Origin of the sequence: Enterobacter cloacae complex sp. P18RS (assembly GCF_014982105.1) — a bacterium.
GTDB classification, from domain to species: Bacteria; Pseudomonadota; Gammaproteobacteria; order Enterobacterales; family Enterobacteriaceae; genus Enterobacter; species Enterobacter hormaechei_C.
Genome location: NZ_JADCKV010000006.1, coordinates 615,569 through 633,676 on the forward strand (window position 1 = coordinate 615,569; position 18,108 = coordinate 633,676).

Annotated in this window: 25 protein-coding genes; 24 read left to right on the plus strand and 1 reads right to left on the minus strand. The window is 51.7% G+C overall.

Translation table 11 applies throughout. The annotated features are described in order from the left end of the window. The first annotated feature begins 39 nt into the window (after nucleotides 1-39). The 10 genes from INF61_RS05370 to INF61_RS23025 all read left to right on the plus strand — a co-directional run bounded on the left by INF61_RS05370 (nucleotide 40) and on the right by INF61_RS23025 (nucleotide 4,893). Complete coding sequence (locus tag INF61_RS05370; RefSeq protein WP_069595775.1) at nucleotides 40-642, plus strand: DUF1367 family protein; 603 nt, start codon at nucleotides 40-42, stop codon at nucleotides 640-642. After that, on the plus strand, nucleotides 642-848 hold the full coding sequence (locus INF61_RS22825; RefSeq protein ID WP_227413439.1) for a hypothetical protein: 207 nt from the start codon (nucleotides 642-644) through the stop codon (nucleotides 846-848). The genes INF61_RS05370 and INF61_RS22825 overlap by 1 nt, the downstream gene beginning before the upstream one ends. A gap of 2 nt (nucleotides 849-850) precedes the next feature. Continuing rightward, nucleotides 851-1,213, plus strand: coding sequence for a crossover junction endodeoxyribonuclease RusA (gene rusA, locus INF61_RS05375; RefSeq protein ID WP_193547602.1), 363 nt, complete (start codon nucleotides 851-853; stop codon nucleotides 1,211-1,213). Next, complete coding sequence (locus tag INF61_RS05380; RefSeq protein WP_193547584.1) at nucleotides 1,210-2,025, plus strand: antitermination protein; 816 nt, start codon at nucleotides 1,210-1,212, stop codon at nucleotides 2,023-2,025. The genes rusA and INF61_RS05380 overlap by 4 nt, the downstream gene beginning before the upstream one ends. 191 nt (nucleotides 2,026-2,216) lie before the next feature. Then, the gene (locus INF61_RS05385; protein ID WP_023296485.1) at nucleotides 2,217-2,408 is read left to right on the plus strand and encodes a hypothetical protein; all 192 of its coding nucleotides are present in this window, start codon (nucleotides 2,217-2,219) and stop codon (nucleotides 2,406-2,408) included. Nucleotides 2,409-3,196: 788 nt separating this feature from the next. Next, nucleotides 3,197-3,583, plus strand: coding sequence for a phage holin family protein (locus INF61_RS05390; protein ID WP_193547585.1), 387 nt, complete (start codon nucleotides 3,197-3,199; stop codon nucleotides 3,581-3,583). Next, nucleotides 3,570-3,851 (plus strand): phage holin family protein, encoded by a 282-nt coding sequence (locus tag INF61_RS05395; RefSeq protein ID WP_047057764.1) that lies wholly within the window; start codon nucleotides 3,570-3,572, stop codon nucleotides 3,849-3,851. The genes INF61_RS05390 and INF61_RS05395 overlap by 14 nt, the downstream gene beginning before the upstream one ends. After that, on the plus strand, nucleotides 3,851-4,480 hold the full coding sequence (locus tag INF61_RS05400; protein ID WP_047057754.1) for a glycoside hydrolase family 19 protein: 630 nt from the start codon (nucleotides 3,851-3,853) through the stop codon (nucleotides 4,478-4,480). The genes INF61_RS05395 and INF61_RS05400 overlap by 1 nt, the downstream gene beginning before the upstream one ends. 7 nt (nucleotides 4,481-4,487) lie before the next feature. Further along, nucleotides 4,488-4,757, plus strand: a complete 270-nt coding sequence (locus INF61_RS05405) for a hypothetical protein (RefSeq protein ID WP_033488018.1) — start codon at nucleotides 4,488-4,490, stop codon at nucleotides 4,755-4,757. 4 nt (nucleotides 4,758-4,761) lie between these two features. Beyond that, complete coding sequence (locus INF61_RS23025) at nucleotides 4,762-4,893, plus strand: hypothetical protein (RefSeq protein ID WP_255248643.1); 132 nt, start codon at nucleotides 4,762-4,764, stop codon at nucleotides 4,891-4,893. A gap of 1,472 nt (nucleotides 4,894-6,365) precedes the next feature. On the opposite strand, the gene INF61_RS05410 is transcribed toward INF61_RS23025, so the two are convergent. Then, nucleotides 6,366-6,581, minus strand: coding sequence for a hypothetical protein (locus INF61_RS05410; protein WP_193547586.1), 216 nt, complete (start codon nucleotides 6,579-6,581; stop codon nucleotides 6,366-6,368). A 580-nt stretch (nucleotides 6,582-7,161) separates the two neighbouring features. Here INF61_RS05410 and INF61_RS05415 point away from each other — a divergent pair. The 14 genes from INF61_RS05415 to INF61_RS05480 all read left to right on the plus strand — a co-directional run bounded on the left by INF61_RS05415 (nucleotide 7,162) and on the right by INF61_RS05480 (nucleotide 18,108). Further along, nucleotides 7,162-7,575, plus strand: coding sequence for an Ivy family c-type lysozyme inhibitor (locus INF61_RS05415; RefSeq protein WP_131636763.1), 414 nt, complete (start codon nucleotides 7,162-7,164; stop codon nucleotides 7,573-7,575). Nucleotides 7,576-8,026: 451 nt separating this feature from the next. Further along, nucleotides 8,027-9,016 carry a terminase small subunit gene (locus tag INF61_RS05420; protein ID WP_193547587.1) on the plus strand — a complete coding sequence of 330 codons (990 nt, stop codon included), beginning with the start codon at nucleotides 8,027-8,029 and terminating at the stop codon, nucleotides 9,014-9,016. Next, nucleotides 8,994-10,301: a terminase large subunit domain-containing protein gene (locus INF61_RS05425; RefSeq protein WP_193547588.1), complete on the plus strand. Its 1,308-nt coding sequence runs from the start codon at nucleotides 8,994-8,996 to the stop codon at nucleotides 10,299-10,301. The genes INF61_RS05420 and INF61_RS05425 overlap by 23 nt, the downstream gene beginning before the upstream one ends. Nucleotide 10,302: 1 nt before the next feature. Then, nucleotides 10,303-11,691, plus strand: coding sequence for a DUF4055 domain-containing protein (locus tag INF61_RS05430; protein ID WP_193547589.1), 1,389 nt, complete (start codon nucleotides 10,303-10,305; stop codon nucleotides 11,689-11,691). A gap of 1 nt (nucleotide 11,692) precedes the next feature. Further along, nucleotides 11,693-12,784, plus strand: coding sequence for a phage minor head protein (locus INF61_RS05435; RefSeq protein WP_193547590.1), 1,092 nt, complete (start codon nucleotides 11,693-11,695; stop codon nucleotides 12,782-12,784). 86 nt (nucleotides 12,785-12,870) lie between these two features. Then, the gene (locus INF61_RS05440) at nucleotides 12,871-13,641 is read left to right on the plus strand and encodes a hypothetical protein (RefSeq protein ID WP_193547591.1); all 771 of its coding nucleotides are present in this window, start codon (nucleotides 12,871-12,873) and stop codon (nucleotides 13,639-13,641) included. 12 nt (nucleotides 13,642-13,653) lie between these two features. Then, nucleotides 13,654-14,607 carry a major capsid protein gene (locus tag INF61_RS05445; protein WP_015570929.1) on the plus strand — a complete coding sequence of 318 codons (954 nt, stop codon included), beginning with the start codon at nucleotides 13,654-13,656 and terminating at the stop codon, nucleotides 14,605-14,607. A 2-nt stretch (nucleotides 14,608-14,609) separates the two neighbouring features. Beyond that, nucleotides 14,610-14,888 carry an Ig-like domain-containing protein gene (locus INF61_RS05450; RefSeq protein ID WP_227413451.1) on the plus strand — a complete coding sequence of 93 codons (279 nt, stop codon included), beginning with the start codon at nucleotides 14,610-14,612 and terminating at the stop codon, nucleotides 14,886-14,888. 36 nt (nucleotides 14,889-14,924) lie between these two features. Then, nucleotides 14,925-15,407, plus strand: coding sequence for a DnaT-like ssDNA-binding protein (locus INF61_RS05455; RefSeq protein WP_193547592.1), 483 nt, complete (start codon nucleotides 14,925-14,927; stop codon nucleotides 15,405-15,407). Between the two features lies 1 nt (nucleotide 15,408). After that, nucleotides 15,409-15,759: a hypothetical protein gene (locus INF61_RS05460; RefSeq protein WP_193547593.1), complete on the plus strand. Its 351-nt coding sequence runs from the start codon at nucleotides 15,409-15,411 to the stop codon at nucleotides 15,757-15,759. Nucleotide 15,760: 1 nt separating this feature from the next. Further along, nucleotides 15,761-16,345 carry a hypothetical protein gene (locus INF61_RS05465; RefSeq protein WP_047055324.1) on the plus strand — a complete coding sequence of 195 codons (585 nt, stop codon included), beginning with the start codon at nucleotides 15,761-15,763 and terminating at the stop codon, nucleotides 16,343-16,345. Then, complete coding sequence (locus INF61_RS05470; RefSeq protein WP_032654534.1) at nucleotides 16,342-16,752, plus strand: DUF4128 domain-containing protein; 411 nt, start codon at nucleotides 16,342-16,344, stop codon at nucleotides 16,750-16,752. Before INF61_RS05465 ends, INF61_RS05470 begins: the two co-directional genes overlap by 4 nt. Before the next feature lie 69 nt (nucleotides 16,753-16,821). Then, entirely contained in the window at nucleotides 16,822-17,757 is a 936-nt protein-coding gene (locus tag INF61_RS05475; RefSeq protein WP_047056312.1) for a phage tail tube protein, read from the plus strand. A gap of 39 nt (nucleotides 17,758-17,796) precedes the next feature. After that, on the plus strand, nucleotides 17,797-18,108 hold the full coding sequence (locus INF61_RS05480; RefSeq protein WP_038419624.1) for a phage tail assembly chaperone: 312 nt from the start codon (nucleotides 17,797-17,799) through the stop codon (nucleotides 18,106-18,108).

An 18,108-nucleotide genomic window follows, 5' to 3' on the forward strand; every position in this document is an offset into this window, starting at 1 on the left:
GCCTGAACACCCTATACCTGATGCGCCACGGAGAGAACCATGGCGCTGGAATTACAACTTATCAAACACCATTCAGGAATACTGATCCCGGCCACACCCGAGACCAGTGATATCCTGCAATCCAAAACCCGGCTCGGCGATGTTCTTGTTGCCGAGTTCAGGCGACTACGAAACCCGGCATTCCACCGGCGATTTTTCGCGCTTCTCAATCTCGGTTTTGAATACTGGGAACCAATCGGCGGGGCTATCTCGAGTAACGAGCGGAAGCTAATCACCGGCTACGCAAAGTTCCTGGCTTCTTATGGCGGGAATGAGAACGCGCTGATCGATGCTGCTGAGCAGTATCTGGAGCAAGTCGCATACCGCCGGGTCACGAATGGAATTAGCCTGTGCAAGTCCTTCGATGCTTACCGCTCATGGGTAATCGTCGAGGCAGGGCACTTTGATGCTATTCAGCTACCTGACGGCACACTCAAAAAGCATCCACGTAGCATCTCATTCGCCAACATGGACGAACTCGAGTTCCAGCAACTTTATAAAGCTGCGCTCGATGTTCTTTGGCGCTGGGTCCTGTCTCGTTCATTCCGCAGTCGCGATGAGGCCGAAAATGTCGCCGCGCAGCTGCTTGGCTTTGCGGGGTGATGGGCATGCAACATTCATGGTTCCATCATACCGAATGCAGCACCGAACAGGCCGACGAACTGGTTAAGCGTTACAGAGCGCGCAGTGTGAGAGTGGAGCGCAGCCTTAACCAGGATTACGTGACCTGGACTGTCAGTGCATTACTTCCGACCTCACATACACCAGCGCGCCCGGATAGCCGCTGGCGAAACCGGATGTGGGGATGAACGTGAATACATATCAAATCACTTTGCCCTGGCCGCCGAGCAACAACCGGTATTACCGGCACAACCGCGGGCGTACGCATATTAGTGCTGATGGCGTCGCGTACCGCTATGCGGTCGCCAGTGTCATTCGAAGCGCCCGGCTTAATATCCGGACGGCCGCACCACTCAAAATCCGAATTGAATGTCACATGCCCGACCGCCGGCGCCGCGATCTGGATAACCTCCAAAAAGCTGCATTCGACGCTTTAACTAAGGCGGGATTCTGGCTGGATGACTGCCAGGTAGTCGACTATCGAGTTGTGAAGATGCCTGCTGTTAAGGGCGGGAAATTAGAACTCACCATTACTGAGCTGGAGACCGCATGAATCTTGAAAATACCCTCAAATACCACTTCGCCAAGTCGACGCTTATTAGCGACTCTCCGCGCGCCACTGCTTCAGATTCACTGACCGGGACTGATGTTATGGCTGCCATGGGCATGATCCAGGAACGCGCCGCCATGGGATACAGTGCCTTCCTCGGAAAGATGGGCATCAGTTACAACGACCGGGCGAGGGCGATTGAGTTGCTGGCTGAGTACGCGTTAACCAAATGCGATAAGGTTGCCGCGCTGCGCAAGCTGGACGATGCCGTTAAGCCACTGGTAATGCGGCAGCTGGCCACCTTCGCTTTTGAGGATTATTCCCGCAGCGCCGCAAGCGTGAAACAGTGTGATTGCTGCTCGGGGCAGGGATTCATTGAGGCTGATGTTTTCACGATGAAATCGCACTACACCATGAGGCTTCCACAGTGGGCAAAAGACCTTAAGCAATCTCCGAGTGATTTCGAGGTTAAACGCCAGGTGAAAGAGGTGGTGCGGGTTCTATGTTCGGCCTGTAAAGGTAAAAAAGTTGTCAGCTGCGCCTGCAAAGACTGCCACGGGCGCGGTAAAGCAGTGAATCAGGACCTCACTGAAAAGCAGGGCGTGCCGGTTCTTGCAAACTGTAAGCGTTGCGGCGGACGTGGATATGAGCGTATCCCCTCAACTGAGGCTTACGCTGCGGTGCGCCAGATAACGGATACAATCAGCCTAGATACCTGGAAGAAGTCTGTTAAGCCCTTTTACGATCAGCTAATCACCAAATTTGACATCGAAGAAGCATGGGCCGATGCGCAATTGAAGCAGATAACAAAATAGGGCGTTATTTTATCGTGAGCTATTTACTTTTCCCGAATCTGTGGTAATTTTGCTCTAACGATGGGTTATTGCCTTCGTTTAAAGCCCTGCGGTTAACCCCGTAGGGCTTTTTGCTTTATAGCAATTTAAGAATTACTAAAACCATACAACCCCGTAGTAACTTCTAATTTCCCAGCCATGCTGGTGGGAAAATGGAAGAGGGTTGCTACTGGCTACAGCACAACGGCAAAATTCAGGTAACCTACTACACCGATGGTGTAACCGATGACCTTGAAACGGGCCAGTTGATAACTGGTGTCTGGCATCTGACGCAGGGAGACGACATTTGCCACAACGGAGAGGTAGAGGTGATTGAAGACCTTCTGCCTGTACCATTTAAATGAATATATTCATCTGATTACGTGGCAGATTCTTCATACTGCACATATGCTTTTTAAGCATCCTGCGGAATGGATGTTTCTGAAAGCGTTTTTGTGGTGGATCCCCCTAAGCGGAGGGGCGGTTCAGCAGGACATTTTTCCAGAGTGTCCAACCAGCGCGCGGAGATGAACGCTGTAATCATTTCCACCGGGAGGCACCCGGCACCACTCCCTCAGTTATTGCCAACTTAGCTATTTATGCCTGCTTTTCCGAGCAGGCTTTTTTTTCATTTATTAATCATCCATTGACCAGATGAATGTTTCTTGTTTTAGTTATGAATGTGGTGAATCCCATCTAAGCGATGGGGCGTCTGGTTAACTGCTATGTGCAGGTATGCACGCGACTTTGACGACCAGAGATAAGTCACCGGGAGGCACCCGGCGCCACATCCTCAAAAAAACGTTTTGTCGACCACCAGGTTCTGAATCGTCATATACACTTCTAAATGAAACAATTTAAGAGGTGAATTATGAAAGAGGGATATTATTGGATTAGACACAATGACTGTGTCCAGATCGCCTACTTTTCGCACGGTAAAACTGAAGATATGGTTACAGGAAAAATAATCAAAGGCGTCTGGCATCTAACTCGTGGCTACGATCTTTGCCATAACGGTGAAGCGGTCGTTCTGGAAGGCCCCATATCCCCACCTTTATGAACATAATTTGAAGAACACAGGCTACCTCAGGGTGGCCTTTTTTATTTCCCCTCAAATTTACTGAGAGGATTCACAGCAATATGAGGGGGGCCGATGTCCGATCCATTTTCCGGCACGGGGCTGGCCGGTTTAGCTTTGACTGGAGCCAGTGTCTACGGTCTATTGACCGGAACTGACTACGGTGTTGTTTTTGGTGCATTTGCGGGCGCCGTATTTTACATAGCGACAGCGGCTGACCTGAGTGTGTTACGTAGCCTGGCATACTTCTTCGTGTCGTATATCGTCGGCATTCTTTGTTCGGGGCTGTTGGGTTCAAAACTCACATCCTGGACGGGGTACACCGAGAAGCCTCTGGATGCTATCGGTGCCGTAATCGCTTCTGCGTTAGCCGTCCAAATCCTGACGTTCCTGAACAAGCAGGACATCGGCTCGCTGGTGGCGCTGATAACGCGCCGGGGAGGTTCAGGTGGTACTAAATGACCCAACAGCAACTATCAACGCGCTGCTCTGCGCCGGAGTTGTAATTACTCTGATGTTTTATCGCCGCGGTGATTCGCGGCATCGGCCATGGATTTCGCGTTTTGCCTGGCTGATTACCGTCACTTATAGCGCTGTACCGCTGGCGTACCTGTGTGGGATTTACCCGCATTCATCATGGGCCACCATTGCGGCAAACATCATATTCCTTTCCGTGCTGGTGGCCGTCAAAGGCAACGTTGCACGTCTGGTTGATCATCTGAGGCACTAATGAATCAAACACAATTTCAGAAGGCGGCTGGTATCAGCGCCGGGTTAGCTGCGCGCTGGTTTCCGCATATCGACGCCGCTATGAAGGAATACGGCATAACCACACCGCTTGATCAGGCGATGTTTATTGCCCAGATGGGGCATGAAAGCTCCAGATTTACCTGTGTGGTGGAAAATCTTAATTATGCGGCAGAAAACTTGGTGCCGACGTTCGGCAGCCACCGCATCACATCTCAGCAAGCCGCTGCACTTGGCAGAACGACAACGCAACCAGCAAACCAGAAAGCGATCGCCAATCTGGTATACGGTGGAGAGTGGGGAAAAGAACACCTTGGCAATCAGGTTGCCGGTGATGGCTGGAAATATCGCGGTCGTGGGCTGAAACAGATTACCGGCCTGAGCAACTATCGCAGTTGTGGCCAGGCGTTGAAACTGGAACTTGTTACCCACCCGGAGCTGCTTGAACAGGATGAATACGCCGCGCGCTCAGCTGCATGGTTTTATGTTTCCCGAGGTTGCCTGCTTCATTCCGGCGACGTGGAGCGCGTGACGCTTCTTATCAATGGCGGCAAAAACGGGTTGGATAAACGCCGCGCGTTGTTTAACCTGGCGAAATCCGTTCTGGTGTGAGGTGAATGTGGGGATCGAAACGATAATCGGGCTGGCCGCGTTGGTTATTTCCGCTATTGCCGGCGCTTTTGGCCTGGGCAATATTCGCGGCACCAGCAAAGCGGAAGCGAAAGCCGACCAGCAGCGCGCAGAAGATAACGCAGCGGCAACGGTCACGGTAGCCGAACGCCGGGTAGAAGCAACGAAAGAGGCCAGCAATGTACATCAGACTGTTAACCATATGCCTGGCGTCGATGTTGATCGCGAGCTGCGGGACAAATGGACCCGTAAGGGTTGAGGTGGTGGACACTGCATGCGACTGGGTTAAACCCATTTACGGTACGCATCACGACTGGGATGTACTGGATAAGCAGACGAAGCGTGACATCCTGGCGCATAACAAAGCATGGAAAGCAAATTGCGGGAAAAATTGAGCCTCATCCCTGAGGTTCGGACACAGTCTCTCCTCTGGACTTTAACCGTAGCAAATATTGAGAATTCTGTTATACAAATGGACAATTCTTGTGGCGCAGATGATTAATTAGCAGGGAAAAGCTTGAACAAATCAGGGTGGCTCATCCTTGAGCACACGGGTAGTCCTGAACGACGACTTCACCTGACATAGCAAAGTCTATGTAAGAGTCTAGAAAACAATGAGTATTTATCAAGGCGGGAAAGGAAAAAAGTCCCTTCCGAAATGAAATCCTGCAATTCGGAAGGGAGACCAAAGGGGTCATCATTACAAGAGAATGTAAATGTAATCCATTTCTCAAAAGTAAAAAGGTGTATTAAATAAATAACTCAAAGGAACGAAAATCTACTTTCTTCTAATGCCTGATGGGTATGCGGAATGAATGATTAGCGAAGAATTTTAACAATGCTCACAACTTTATTTTGTCTGTCAGCTACATTTTAATGGCACGAGTGATTCGATATCTCTGCCATACAGATGAATCCCCCTGAGCGGAGGGGCAACCAGTCACTGCTGGACGTAACGTTGCGGGTTTGCAGAGTGATGCAAGTCCACCGGGAGGCACCCGGCATCTGAATGCTTGACTAAAGGAATAGGGTACACGTCGAAATGAGTGCGAAGTAATACCTACTTACTGCTAGACCCAGCCAGTTCTGTCCGAGCTGGCTTTTTTTTGCAAAAAAAAGCCCTCTCAGAGAGGGCTACAGGAGTCTCAGTTTCGTTGCTCTTTTTATTGATGTTCCCCGGAGTTGGCATTCTCCGCATCAGAGTCATGTATAGCCTGGCAGCCAGGCAGATAACAACAAGCGTAAGCGTGGGATATTAAGAATTTCCTCAGGTTGTTTTCACTTGTGGATGGGCTAAAGATCTTGAAGCAATAAGCGGGTTGACCGCAGCCATAAGGCCATGCAGCAGCCATAATGCTGCCCCGAGTCGCGTAATGGCGAGCAGGTATAGCATACCGTGGTGAGGGTTAATAAGGGTAAATGCTCCGATAGGGCAGCGCGAACGCCAGACACGTACCGGTTTTAAGTGTCGATGAAACGACAGCAGCTCAAGGGCAGGAGTGTGGCAACTCCAGGCAATGGCAGCAATTACTAAGCTCAGCTGCTGGTGGGCTTAATAAGGTCTTTCTACATTTATTTGAGATGCGGCCTTAGCATATTTAGATAATTTTTATGACGGTTCCGGCATCTTTTAATTTTGTGTAAGTAAAACCCACCGCTCCGTAAAATGATGCGCAAAGGAATATCAAAGCGAAGAGCATTACGTAGAAGCTGACGTCACCCTTAACAGAAAACTGATAAATTGCAAAAAAGCATAGTAAGATGAATGCTGTCAGGGAGGAAAGTGCAATAAAAGAATAAAGAAAAATCATGAGCAGGTCGTCCTGACTTAACATATGTCAAACCATTGTATCTATAGCCTGGCGGATTACCAACCTGCTTCAATACAACGCGCTTCAAAAAGGTAACCTACGCATCGTTTATCGCGAGCAGCGTAAAATGTGGAAGCATCCCAGAGGTGGTTAAAACCTCCTGTGACTGGGTAAAACCAATCTACCTGACTGATCACGACATCGACGTTCTTGATCGGCAGACAAAGCGCGACATCTTGACGCATAACAAAGCGTGGCAGGCGAACTGCCATACAAGATATAGCCTCATCCATGAGGCTCTGACACAGTCTCTCCTCTGGACTTTAACCGTAGCAAAGTCTCACAACTCCGCACTCGATCGGCATTCATGTGTTACAGTTAGACCGTGGTGAATCCCCCTCAGCGGCGGGGCTAATTAACCTGACGACTCTTCTTCATGAGGGCATCGTGAATTTCTGAAGCAAGCGGGTCATGGTTGGTTAACCAAAAGGCTCACCGGGAGGCACCCGGCACCACATCTATACGAACCGCAGGTCATCAACTGGTAGGCTGGGTAATACTTATCGCGAATAAGTGATAAAAAATGCCCCCCAACCAGAAGGGCAAGAGGAGTCTCAGTTTTACTTGCTCTTTTTTATCGATGGTTCCCTGGAGTTGGCAATCTCCTCATCAGAGTCTTGAAGAGCTTGGCAGTCAACCAGTAATCAACAAGCATAAGCGCTAGTGATTAAGATAATCCTTACCTAACCATTTGTGCTGGGCAGTATCATTAAATACTCTGATTATCAATAAGGCTGACATAGCGACGGCAAAGGTATAGAGTTGAAGTGTTTTTATGGAACGAGGAATAACATGAAGGTTAAAGTGATTATCGCTGCTATAGCTTTGGTTTCGTTCAGTGCTGTTGCTGACGAGGGGCAGTATCTCTCTGACTTCGCCAGTGCAAAAAGCACCTCTAAAAGCTACTCCCAGCTTATTAGTAAAAACAAATTACCTGAATGGGTAAAAAGTGGTGGCACAAGCACGCCATCAACCGAAGTTACAGTTGCAGGCAAAAAGTATATTGCACTGTCAGGGTGTAAACCTCATAGTTGTCCAGAACAGAATATTGCTGTTCTCTACTCACCTGATAACGGTGATATCCATGGTGTGTTTTCTGATTTCAATGCAGAAAAGAACCAAGAGACATTGACCTGGTTAAACCTGGATCCGATTGATTCTGATGCGATGAAAAATGCGCTTTTCAATCGGATGTACGGCAATTAAATAGCCCAAGCTTCAAACTGCAATCCACCAGTTTGAAGCTTCAAAACACAAATCAATCGCCTCACAATGTGTTGGTCGCTCACATCGCACCCTCATTCCGCTTAACTTTAGCAATGAATTCTTCTGTGATTGATAGACCCGCTATGATTTCCGAATTTAAGGCGGAAGCACCAAATTTGCTTACAAGGTCCATAAGAGTTTCATAAGTCTGGATGAGTTCCATTAGATCGGAAATCACTAATTGGTCATGCTCAGTGCGCAAATGTGACCGGGCAGAGGCATGATGCAATATCCACTCGAGATTGGCCTTGATTTTGTGAACATCATCATAGTTATACATATTTCGTAAGCTTAAATCCTCATTTCAAGATTTCTTTGAGAAAAATACTTCCTTGCTTCAAACACTGAAGCTCTGAGTGACGTCTAAAGTTCATTTAGTTTAGAGGTGACAATGGCTAAGCCGGACTGGGGCGAGCTGCAGAAGCGGTTCCTGTCTGATCACGCTGCTACTGGCATATCCCCTAAGAAATGGTGCGAGACACATAATCTTAATTATGTAACTGCTCGCCGCTATATCAAGAAAACTGCTTCGCAAAATACAAAAAATTACCCGCAAAAGATAGTGCGCACTGCGCAGAATGATAAAAGCGCAGATGAGCTGGTGGCTATAAAGCTAAGCGCGAAGGTAAAGCACTTTATTGCTGAATACCTGAAGGATAATAACGCCACGGCAGCCGCTGCACGTGCTGGCTATAGTGACCCAAACTATGGTCGTCAGCTAATAGCGAATCCTAACGTTGCGCAGGCAATTGCGCAGCAGCAAAAAGCCTCCATTGAGCGCACGCTTGGCAGTGCCGATGAAGTCCTCGCACAGATGTGGCAGCTTGCCACCTTCGATGCAAACCAACTTTCGCAGTATCGCCGCGGTGCGTGTCGTTACTGCTGGGGCTTCGGCCACCACTATCAGTGGCGTGACGCTGTAGAGTTCGAAGAGGAAACAGCAAAGGCGGAGGGAAGGGAAGGGGCAAGGCTGCCGCAAGATACAGGCGGCTATGGCTACGATCACACCAGAGAGCCTAATCCTGGCTGTCCGCGCTGTAACGGTGACGGCATCGGCCAGCCTTATTTCCCGGATACACGCAAGCTCCCGGCAACTTCTCGGCTCGCTTACTCCGGCGTAAAGATCGGCAAGAATGGCGTCGAGATAACCACTATCAGCCGTGAGCGAATGTTTGAAGCGGTAATGAAGCGGCTTGGCCTGGCGGATAGCGAATTCGCGCAGCGTCTCCAGCAAATCGAAATCGACCGCCGGCAGCTGGAAGTGGAAAAACTCCGCAAAGAGCTGGCCGGTGATGGTGATGATGACGAACCGACTCCAGTGCAGATCAATATCAACGTAGTGGACGCGAGGGCGGAAGATGGGGATCAGCCCGACACTTAACATTCCTCAGGCGCGTTTCCTCGCGATGCAGCACAAATTCAAAGCCTACGTTGCTGGGTTCGGTTCCGGTAAGACGTGGGTGGGTTGTGGCGGCATCTGTAAGGGGATGTGGGAGCACCCTAAAATTAACCAGGGTTATTTCGCGCCGACGTACCCGCAGATTCGTGACATCTTCTACCCGACTATTGAAGAGGTGGCTTTTGACTGGGGACTGAGCGTCAAAATCAATGAGGGGAATAAAGAAGTTCACTTCTACGAGGGGCGACGGTACCGCGGGACAACAATCTGCCGCTCAATGGAGAAGCCCGGCTCGATAGTCGGTTTCAAAATTGGTAACGCGATGGTTGATGAGCTGGACGTTATGGCGGCAGCCAAAGCGCAACAGGCATGGCGAAAAATCATAGCCCGTATGCGTTACAAGGTCGATGGGTTGCGTAACGGCATCGATGTCACCACAACGCCGGAAGGCTTCAAATTCGTTTACCAGCAGTTCGTGAAGGCGGTGCGTGAAAAGCCCGAGCTTTCTGCTCTGTACGGTCTGATACAGGCCAGTACGTTCGACAACGCGAAAAACCTGCCCCCGGATTACATCCCGTCGCTGCTGAGTTCTTATCCTGATGAACTGATTCAGGCTTACCTGCGCGGGAAGTTTACGAACCTCAACAGCGGGACCATTTACCACACCTTTAACCGTAAGCTGAACAACTGTTCTGACGAGATTCAGGATGGGGATCCGCTGTTTATCGGTATGGACTTCAACGTTGGAAAAATGGCCGCGATTGTTCACGTAAAGCGTAACGGGCTACCGCGCGCGGTTCGCGAGCTGGTGAAGGTCTACGACACGCCAGCGATGATTAAGCGTATACAGGAAGAGTTCTGGCGCTACGAGGATGGTTGCTACGTGAAGAGCCGGGAGATTTACATCTATCCGGATGCGTCAGGCGACTCCCGCAAATCGCAGAACGCCAGCAAGACCGATATTGCCCAGCTTAATGATGCCGGATTCAGCGTCATCGTTGATGATGCAAACCCTCCTGTTAAGGACCGCATTAACTCGATGAACGCCATGTTCTGTAACGCCAACGGCGAACGCCGCTATCTGGTGAACGTCCAGAACTGCCCGGTTTATACCGAAAGCCTCGAGCAGCAAATCTGGGCGGCCAATGGCGAACCGGATAAATCAGCGGATAACGATCACCCCAATGATGCTGGTGGGTACTTTATTGTGAAGGATTACCCCATCGTGAAACCGGCATACTCAATCACCATGGACACCACTTTCTGATATGGCAAACGACGACATCACCTGGGTTCGACCAGAACATCGGGCGGCTTCTGCTGCCTGGCGGAAATACAGAGACTTTTGCAAAGGAGCTGAGGCCGTAAAAGCGGCGGGCAATAAGTATCTGCCTTATCTCGATCCAACCGATAAATCCACGCGCAATCGCAAGCGCAATGAGGATTATCTAAGCCGTGCGGTGTTCTACGCCATTGCTGGCAATACGAAGATCGGCATGCTTGGCATGGCGTATCGCAAAGACCCAACGTTTAACGGCCCTGAGAAGCTGAAATACCTGCTGGATAATGCTGACGGGGCGGGTACCAGCATTTATCAGCAGTCACAGCTGGTGGTCGAGAACGTGCTGGAGGTGGCGCGAGATGGGCTTTATGTTGACTATGCAGAGGCATCAGACGAAGCGATCATTCTCCGCTATCCGACAGAGAACATCATTAACTGGCGAACGAAGCGCATTAACGGACGCGATCAGCTGGTGCTGGTGGTCCTGCGCGAATGCGTAGAAGAGCCGGATGGTTACGCTTACAAGGACGAAATTCAGTACCGCGAGCTGGCGCTGGAAGAAGGGAAGTTTATCTGCCGTGTATGGCGCCTGGCAGGTGGCACTGCAAGCGGAACCTATGCCGTCGACAGCGAATATCATCCGAAGCCTAAAGGAAAGGAATACTGGGATGAAATCCCGTTCACCTTTGTCGGTGCTCAGAACAACGATCCCACTATCGATGATTCACCGCTGGCCGCGCTTGTGGAGATAAACCATGGCCATTATCGAAACAGCGCTGACTATGAGGACAGCGTGTGGTTCTGTGGTCAGGTGCAGCCGTATATGACTGGGCTTGATACCAACTGGCGCGATCACCTCGAAAAGAAGGGCGTGAAAATTGGTTCCCGATCACCGCTTTTGCTTCCTAAAGATGGCTCGTTTGGCTATGCCCAGGCGCAGCCGAACATGCTGGCTAAAGAGGCCATGGACAGCAAGCGCGATTACATGGTGCAGCTGGGCGCCCGACTGATTGAGCAGAACGCCACGGCCAAGACTGCTACCCAGGCGAGCGGTGAGCAGACATCATCAACATCGGTGCTAGGTATCTGCGTTTCGAACGTTTCTGAGGCTTACACGCTGGCGCTGGGCTGGTGTGCAAAGTACCTGGGCATTAATGGGGATGAGCCAGCTTACATCATCAACCAGGAATTTATAGCGAAGGTTGCCGAATCCGGGATGGTCACCGCCATTGTGAGCGCCTGGCAGTCCGGCGCGCTGCGCGATACTGACATGATTCGGGCGCTTCAGAAACTCGACCTCATCAACCCGGCAGACAGCCCGGATGATGTGATTGATGCGCTCCGCAATCAGGCTCCCTCATTGACCGGGGGATGATATGGCAACAGTCAACGAAAGTTTGCGGGATGAGGCCATTGCCCATTCTGTCTGGATTAGCCGCTATGCGACGGGCGTGGCTAACCGGATGGTGAAGTTGCTTAACGAGACGGACTCAGAACTGTCTGCCCGTCTGCTGGATGCACTGGATCGGCTCCCGGCTGATAGCTTCACGGTTACACGTCTGGAAAGCTTGCTCGGCAGCGTACGCGAACTTAATCATCAGGCTGTCGCTTCGATGCAGTCCGGGCTGGAAGGGGAATTGCTGGCGCTTTGCAGGAACGAGGTCAGTTATCAGCTGAGCCTGTTCGATTCCCTTCTTCCCTCACAGATGCTGGCACGCTACCCGCTACAGGGAATCACCGCCGATATGGTTTATGCCGCGGCGATGGCTCAGCCATTTCAGGGGCGCCTGCTGAGCGAGTGGGCGGAGAATCTCGAGTCGGACAGGCTGGCGCGGATCGTAAACGCTGTACGCCGTGGCTATCTTGCTGGCGACACGGTTGAAACCATCGCCAGAAGCGTGCGGGGTCATGCGAATAAAGATTATCGCGACGGCGCGCTCCAGATGAGCAGGGCAAACGCCGCAAGCATCGCTAAAACAGCCGTGAATCATCTTGCTGCCACCGCGCGCAACAGCTTCACCAGCGCCAACAGTGATATCGTAAAGGGTAAGCAGTGGCTGTCTACGCTGGACAATAAAACAAGCCACGACTGCATTATTCGCGACCTGCTGCGCTACACCCTGGATAATAAACCGATCGGGCACAAAATACCTTACCTGCAAGGGCCCGGGAAAATTCATTTCTGCTGCCGTTCTACTGAAACCCTGATTATCAAGTCCTGGCGCGAACTCGGCATTGATATTGATGAGATGGACGAGGGCACTCGTGCCAGCATGGATGGGCAGGTACCTGCTAAAACCACGTATCTTGAATGGCTCGCGCGTCAGCCAGCTCAAAGGCAGGATCAGGTCCTGGGGGCCGAGCGTGGCCGTCTGTTCCGCGCGGGTGAAATCGACCTGGCTGATATGTTCACTGACAAAGGCGAGTGGATCAGCCTGGAACGTCTTAAGCATCTATCAGGTCCTTGAACCTGACAACCATCACTTTCTACACGCCCTGGCATCCGCCGGGGCTTTTTTATGGGCGAGGCCCGACTAAATCCCGAGGGGAAATTATGTTAATTCGAAACATGCTTCTGAAATATTACGCACCTGAAAGCGGCGGTGAGGGCAATGGTGGTGGCGGTATCGAAATCACCCCCGAAATCCAGAAGCTGATTGATGAGCGTGTGACCAATGAAGTTACAGGCCTGAAAACAAAAAACTCTGAGCTGCTGGGCACCATCAAGCAGCAAAAAGAAAACCTGTCACGTTTTGACGGTATCGACCCAGACGCTGTACGCGGCATTCTCCAGCGTTTTTCTGACGATGAAGAGGCGAAGCTTATCGCCGCCGGAAAAATTGACGAGGTGCTGGATAAGCGTACCGAGCGTCTGCGTGCTGACGTTGATAAGCAGATCAAAGCGGCAAACGAGCGCGCGGAAAAAGCTGAAGCGTTCTCCAACAAATTCCGGGATCGGGTCCTCGGGGATGCAATCCGGGCAGCAGCCTCTAAAGCGGGCGCGCTGCCTGAAGCTTCTGACGATCTGATTCTGCGTGCCAAAGGCACATTCCAGCTCAACGACGAAGGCGAGGCCATAGCGGTTGATGCAAATGGCGATGTTCTGTTCGGCAAAGACGGCAAAACCCCACTAAGCCCGCTTGAGTGGGCGGAGTCACTCAAGGAGACGGCTCCGCATCTGTTCCCTCGCGCAGAAGGCACGGGCGCGGGCGGACACAAGCCAAACGGTGGTGGAAGCCTGAAACGTTCCGAAATGAGCGCCAGCGACAAAGCGGACTACATCCGCAAACACGGCCAGCAGGCCTTCCTCAAACTTCCGAAATAAGGGATTTAAACCATGGCAACGACTGTTAATACCGACCTGGTTATTTATGACGATCTGGCGCAGACCGCGTTTCTTGAGCGTCGCCAGGACAATCTGGAAGTGTTCAACGCCTCCTCCAACGGTGCGATTTTGCTGGATAACGAACTGATTGAAGGCGACTTCCGTAAACGCGCCTTCTACAAAGTTGGCGGTTCCATTGAATCGCGCAATGTGAACTCTGTCGATAAAGTCACAGGTAAAAAAATCGGTGCCGGTGAAGCGGTATCCGTTAAAGCACCGTGGAAATACGGTCCGTATGAAACCACGGAAGAGGCCTTTAAACGCCGTGGCCGCTCCGTTGATGAGTTCTCCGAAGTGATCGGCGTTGATGTCGCAGATGCCACGCTGGAAGGCTATGTGAAATATGGCCTGAAAGCGCTGACTGCGGCGATTGGTGCTAACGCCGACATGGTCGTAACCGCCGACATTGAGACCGACGGTAAAAAGACCCTGACGCGTGGCCTGCGCAAATATGGCGACAAGTTTAACCGAGTGGTTCTGTTCGTGATGCACTCCGCGACCTACTTCGACATTGTGGATGAGGCGATTGCCAACAAAATCTACGAAGAAGCGGGCGTAGTAGTTTACGGTGGGCAGCCGGGCACGCTTGGTAAACCAGTGCTGGTGACGGACACCATGGATGCTGATGCGATCCTTGGGCTGGTAGCCGGCGCAGTGACCGTTACCGAGTCTCAGGCGCCGGGCTTCCGTTCCTACGATATCAACGATCAGGAAAACCTTGCGGTTGGCTATCGCGCTGAAGGCGTGGTGAACGTTGATCTGCTGGGCTACAGCTGGGATACCGCCAAAGGTGATAACCCTGACCTGACCGCCATCGGCACTGCTGGCAACTGGAAGAAGCACTTCACCAGCAACAAATCAACGGCAGGCGTGCTGATCAAACTGGAATCCGCAGTGGGGGAGTAACGCTGTCAGCGGATAAAACCTCCGCAACCGCTGACAGCACAGATGCGGTAACTGTTTCTCTGAAGTACACGCTGAACGGCTCCGGTGTATCCGGTAAAACCGTCGTGTGGACGTCTACAGGCGGCACGCTTAGCACGGCCAGTTCTCAAACCGGCTCTGCTGGTGGTGCAACGGTGAAACTCACATCAGACGTTGCTGGCACCTTCACGGTAACCGGCACGATTGAAGGAGTGGCGAAAACCACTGATGAGATCACCTTCACTGCTCCTTCCGGGGAATAACGAATGGGGCGAAAGCCCCATAAACAGGATGATTCGATGGTCAATACCGATATCACCTCTCCTGATGCCAACAGCTACGCCAGTGAAGAGGATCTTGCCTCATTTGCGGAAATACGCGGCATTGAACTGCCCGACAAGCTCACACCTTTGTTGATTAAGGCCATGGATTATCTGGAAGGTCTGGACTGGGTTGGCTCAAAAGCTGACCCGAGACAGGCTCTGGCATGGCCACGCGTGAATGTCGTTCTGGATGAACATAATTTCCCGTCGGATGGGGTTCCACGGCAGGTTATAACCGCGCAGTGCATGCTGGCGGTAGAGGCAATCGACGGCGATTTACTCTCCAGCGTGCGCGAAGCCGCTGTGAAGACTGAACGTGTGGAAGGCGCTGTCACGATGACCTATGCGGTCGCAGATGGCGAAGTCTTTACACCGTCATATCCTGCTGTCATGGCGCTGCTGGGCGACCTTGCTGGTGGTCGTGGTTACGCCATTAATGCATTTGCAGAGAGGGCCTGATATGGCGATTGATTACCTACGTATGCAGGCCAGAACAACGCGTATGCTCATGCAGAACGGAGCGTTATACAACGTCACCCGCAAGGGTTCAGTAACGGTTATCGGTGGAGTCGAGCATAAAACGGATGATGTTCAGTTCACTGCGATCGGCGTTAAAACGGAATACGCACCCGGTGAGATAGACGGAACAGTCATCGTAAACGGTGATGTTCGAATCGTCTTTACCGCAGAGCACGAAATTAAAATCGGCGATGTGGTTGATATAGACGGCACAACCTACCGCATTGTGAACCCCAACCCTGCAAAACCTGCCTCGCTGGTTCTCTGCTACAAAGCGCAACTAAGGGCTTAACATGGGCGAGAACACGGCATTCCTCGCTGAAATCACAGCCTTCGTCAATAAGGCCAAAGCGAATCAAGAAGCTGTGGTGCGCACGGTTGGTATTAAAATACTTAACCAACTGGTGATGATGTCCCCAGTGGGCAACCCGGAGTTGTGGGAAGTTAACCAGACAGCCGTTTCCTATAATCGCGCTGTTTACGACCATAACGAGGCGCAGCGGGCAAATCCCGACAACCTGACCAAAACCGGGCGACTGAAGAAAAAAGCTCGGGTGGTGGATGGGATGGATATCAAAGCACCGCCGGGGTATACGGGCGGACGCTTTCGCGGTAACTGGCAGGTATCGTTTGATGCTCCGACAGCTGATGAAACAGGGCGAATAGACAAGACCGGCGACCTGACAAAAGCAGCCGGGAACTACACGCTGTCACTGTTCAAAGTCGGGATGAAGGCCATTTATTTCTGCAACAACGTCCCGTATGCATACCCGCTTGAAATGGGGCATTCCACACAGGCACCGAGCGGAATGGTCCGTATAACCGCTGCTGAGTTTCAACGCTTCTTTGAGGAAGCTGTCAAGGAGGTGTCCAGGTGATTCCTGATATTGCATCTGCACTGGCCGCCAGACTGGGTACCTGGGCCGATGCCGAGGGCATTTCTGTTGCATGGGAGAACGTGCCGTTTACACCTCCTGCTAACGAGATGTACCTGGCCGTTCACGATATGCCTGTTACGCCGAGAACAATCGATCTCGGATTGCGCTGCCGGACTTATTCAGGCGTGTACCAGATTAATGTCGTGGCGCCAGCCGGCTCCGGCCGTACCTCCGTCGTTGCCCTGGCTGGCAGAGTAGCGGAATTGTTCCCCGAGGGGCTGGAAATTGCAGGCAAAGATTTTACCTGCTGGATTGGCAGCGCGCCTGGCATATTCCGCGGGGTCCCTACACCTGTGTCCTACTCCGTTCCTGTCAGCCTGAATTATAGGGCAGACATCACCAACTGATTCCCTCAGTGATGTCCCACAACTGACCGGCCTTGAGCCGGTTTTCCCGTTTCTGAAGGAGAAACCATTATGGGCTTTGCACTGCCTAACGGCGCTCATGTTTATCTGGCGTCGGGCTATGGCCCGGCCATTACTTTCACCGGCGCGACGAATGCTGAGCACGCGGTGATCACCGTCAGCGCCGCGGACGATATTGCGGTCGGCGATATCGTTCACGTGAACTGCAACTGGTCGGGTATTGATAACGTTATCGCGAAAATCGACGCGATTGCGGAGAATGCTGTCACTCTTCGCAACATCAATACCACCAACAAAAACAAATACGCGGCGGGTGGCGGTTCCGGCTCTATTCGCAAAATTGAAGAATGGACCGAACTGCCACAAATCACTGAGGTATCGAAATCCGGTGGTGATCAGAACACCACGCAGATTCAGTTCCTCAGCGATGATCGCCAGCGCAACCTGAATACCTATAAATCCGCTGTCTCTCAGACTTATTCGATTGCTCACGACTCAACTCTGCCGGTTTATCCGCTTCTGCGCCAGCTGGACGAAGACGAAGAGACTGTGGCGGCGTACATGTACGTACCGAAGGCGAAGGAGAACCGTTACTGGGCGGCCACGGCATCTTTTGACGACACGCCGGCCACGGCGGTGAACGAAGTCGAAACGGTAAGCGTCGTGCTGAACCTGCAATCGCCTGCAATGACCTTCTACAAGGTCGACTCGGGAAAAACTGAGACAGTAGCGGTAACCGGCGTCAGCCTGGATCGGCCAACCCTGAGCATTAAACAAGGGGCAACCGCCACGCTGATCGCTACTGTCGAACCATCTAACGCCACCAATAAAACGGTGATCTGGACATCTTCAGATGAATCGATCGCAACGGTTGATGCCTCTGGCAAGGTCAGTGGTATTGCGGAAGGCAATGCCACTGTCACAGGTACGACCGCCGATGGCGCGAAAACCGCGACCTGTGATGTCACCGTTACTGCTGCAAATTAATCCCGGCCCCACTCGGGGCCACAACTCTACGGGAAAAATATGGCTACCAAATTCACCCTCCAGCCCAAACCAACTTTTAAGGCCAACGTCTCGATCCCGCGCGCCGGCGATGAGGATGGCGTGCTGACCTTCACGTTTAATCATAAGCCACTCAAAGAGCTTGCTGATCTGGAAAAACTGGAAGGCAAAACCGCCACTGATTTTCTGATGGAAATTATTTCTGGCTGGGCGCTCCCCGATACATTCAACGCGGAAAATCTCTCGGTGCTGCTGGAAAACTATCCGGCTGCAATGAAGGCTATCCCTGAAACCTACTATCGCGAACTGATGGGGCAGCGCGAAAAAAACTGA

Excerpts from the sequence above, each read along its gene's own strand:
- INF61_RS05370 (WP_069595775.1), top strand. The coding sequence starts at position 40 with ATGGCGCTGGAATTACAACTTATCAAACACCATTCAGGAATACTGATC.
- INF61_RS22825 (WP_227413439.1), top strand. The coding sequence starts at position 642 with ATGGGCATGCAACATTCATGGTTCCATCATACCGAATGCAGCACCGAA.
- INF61_RS05380 (WP_193547584.1), top strand. The coding sequence starts at position 1,210 with ATGAATCTTGAAAATACCCTCAAATACCACTTCGCCAAGTCGACGCTT.
- INF61_RS05385 (WP_023296485.1), top strand. The coding sequence starts at position 2,217 with ATGGAAGAGGGTTGCTACTGGCTACAGCACAACGGCAAAATTCAGGTA.
- INF61_RS05390 (WP_193547585.1), top strand. The coding sequence starts at position 3,197 with ATGTCCGATCCATTTTCCGGCACGGGGCTGGCCGGTTTAGCTTTGACT.
- INF61_RS05400 (WP_047057754.1), top strand. The coding sequence starts at position 3,851 with ATGAATCAAACACAATTTCAGAAGGCGGCTGGTATCAGCGCCGGGTTA.
- INF61_RS05410 (WP_193547586.1), bottom strand. The coding sequence starts at position 6,581 with ATGGCAGTTCGCCTGCCACGCTTTGTTATGCGTCAAGATGTCGCGCTT.
- INF61_RS05415 (WP_131636763.1), top strand. The coding sequence starts at position 7,162 with ATGAAGGTTAAAGTGATTATCGCTGCTATAGCTTTGGTTTCGTTCAGT.
- INF61_RS05420 (WP_193547587.1), top strand. The coding sequence starts at position 8,027 with ATGGCTAAGCCGGACTGGGGCGAGCTGCAGAAGCGGTTCCTGTCTGAT.
- INF61_RS05425 (WP_193547588.1), top strand. The coding sequence starts at position 8,994 with ATGGGGATCAGCCCGACACTTAACATTCCTCAGGCGCGTTTCCTCGCG.
- INF61_RS05430 (WP_193547589.1), top strand. The coding sequence starts at position 10,303 with ATGGCAAACGACGACATCACCTGGGTTCGACCAGAACATCGGGCGGCT.
- INF61_RS05435 (WP_193547590.1), top strand. The coding sequence starts at position 11,693 with ATGGCAACAGTCAACGAAAGTTTGCGGGATGAGGCCATTGCCCATTCT.
- INF61_RS05440 (WP_193547591.1), top strand. The coding sequence starts at position 12,871 with ATGTTAATTCGAAACATGCTTCTGAAATATTACGCACCTGAAAGCGGC.
- INF61_RS05445 (WP_015570929.1), top strand. The coding sequence starts at position 13,654 with ATGGCAACGACTGTTAATACCGACCTGGTTATTTATGACGATCTGGCG.
- INF61_RS05455 (WP_193547592.1), top strand. The coding sequence starts at position 14,925 with ATGGTCAATACCGATATCACCTCTCCTGATGCCAACAGCTACGCCAGT.
- INF61_RS05460 (WP_193547593.1), top strand. The coding sequence starts at position 15,409 with ATGGCGATTGATTACCTACGTATGCAGGCCAGAACAACGCGTATGCTC.
- INF61_RS05465 (WP_047055324.1), top strand. The coding sequence starts at position 15,761 with ATGGGCGAGAACACGGCATTCCTCGCTGAAATCACAGCCTTCGTCAAT.
- INF61_RS05475 (WP_047056312.1), top strand. The coding sequence starts at position 16,822 with ATGGGCTTTGCACTGCCTAACGGCGCTCATGTTTATCTGGCGTCGGGC.
- INF61_RS05480 (WP_038419624.1), top strand. The coding sequence starts at position 17,797 with ATGGCTACCAAATTCACCCTCCAGCCCAAACCAACTTTTAAGGCCAAC.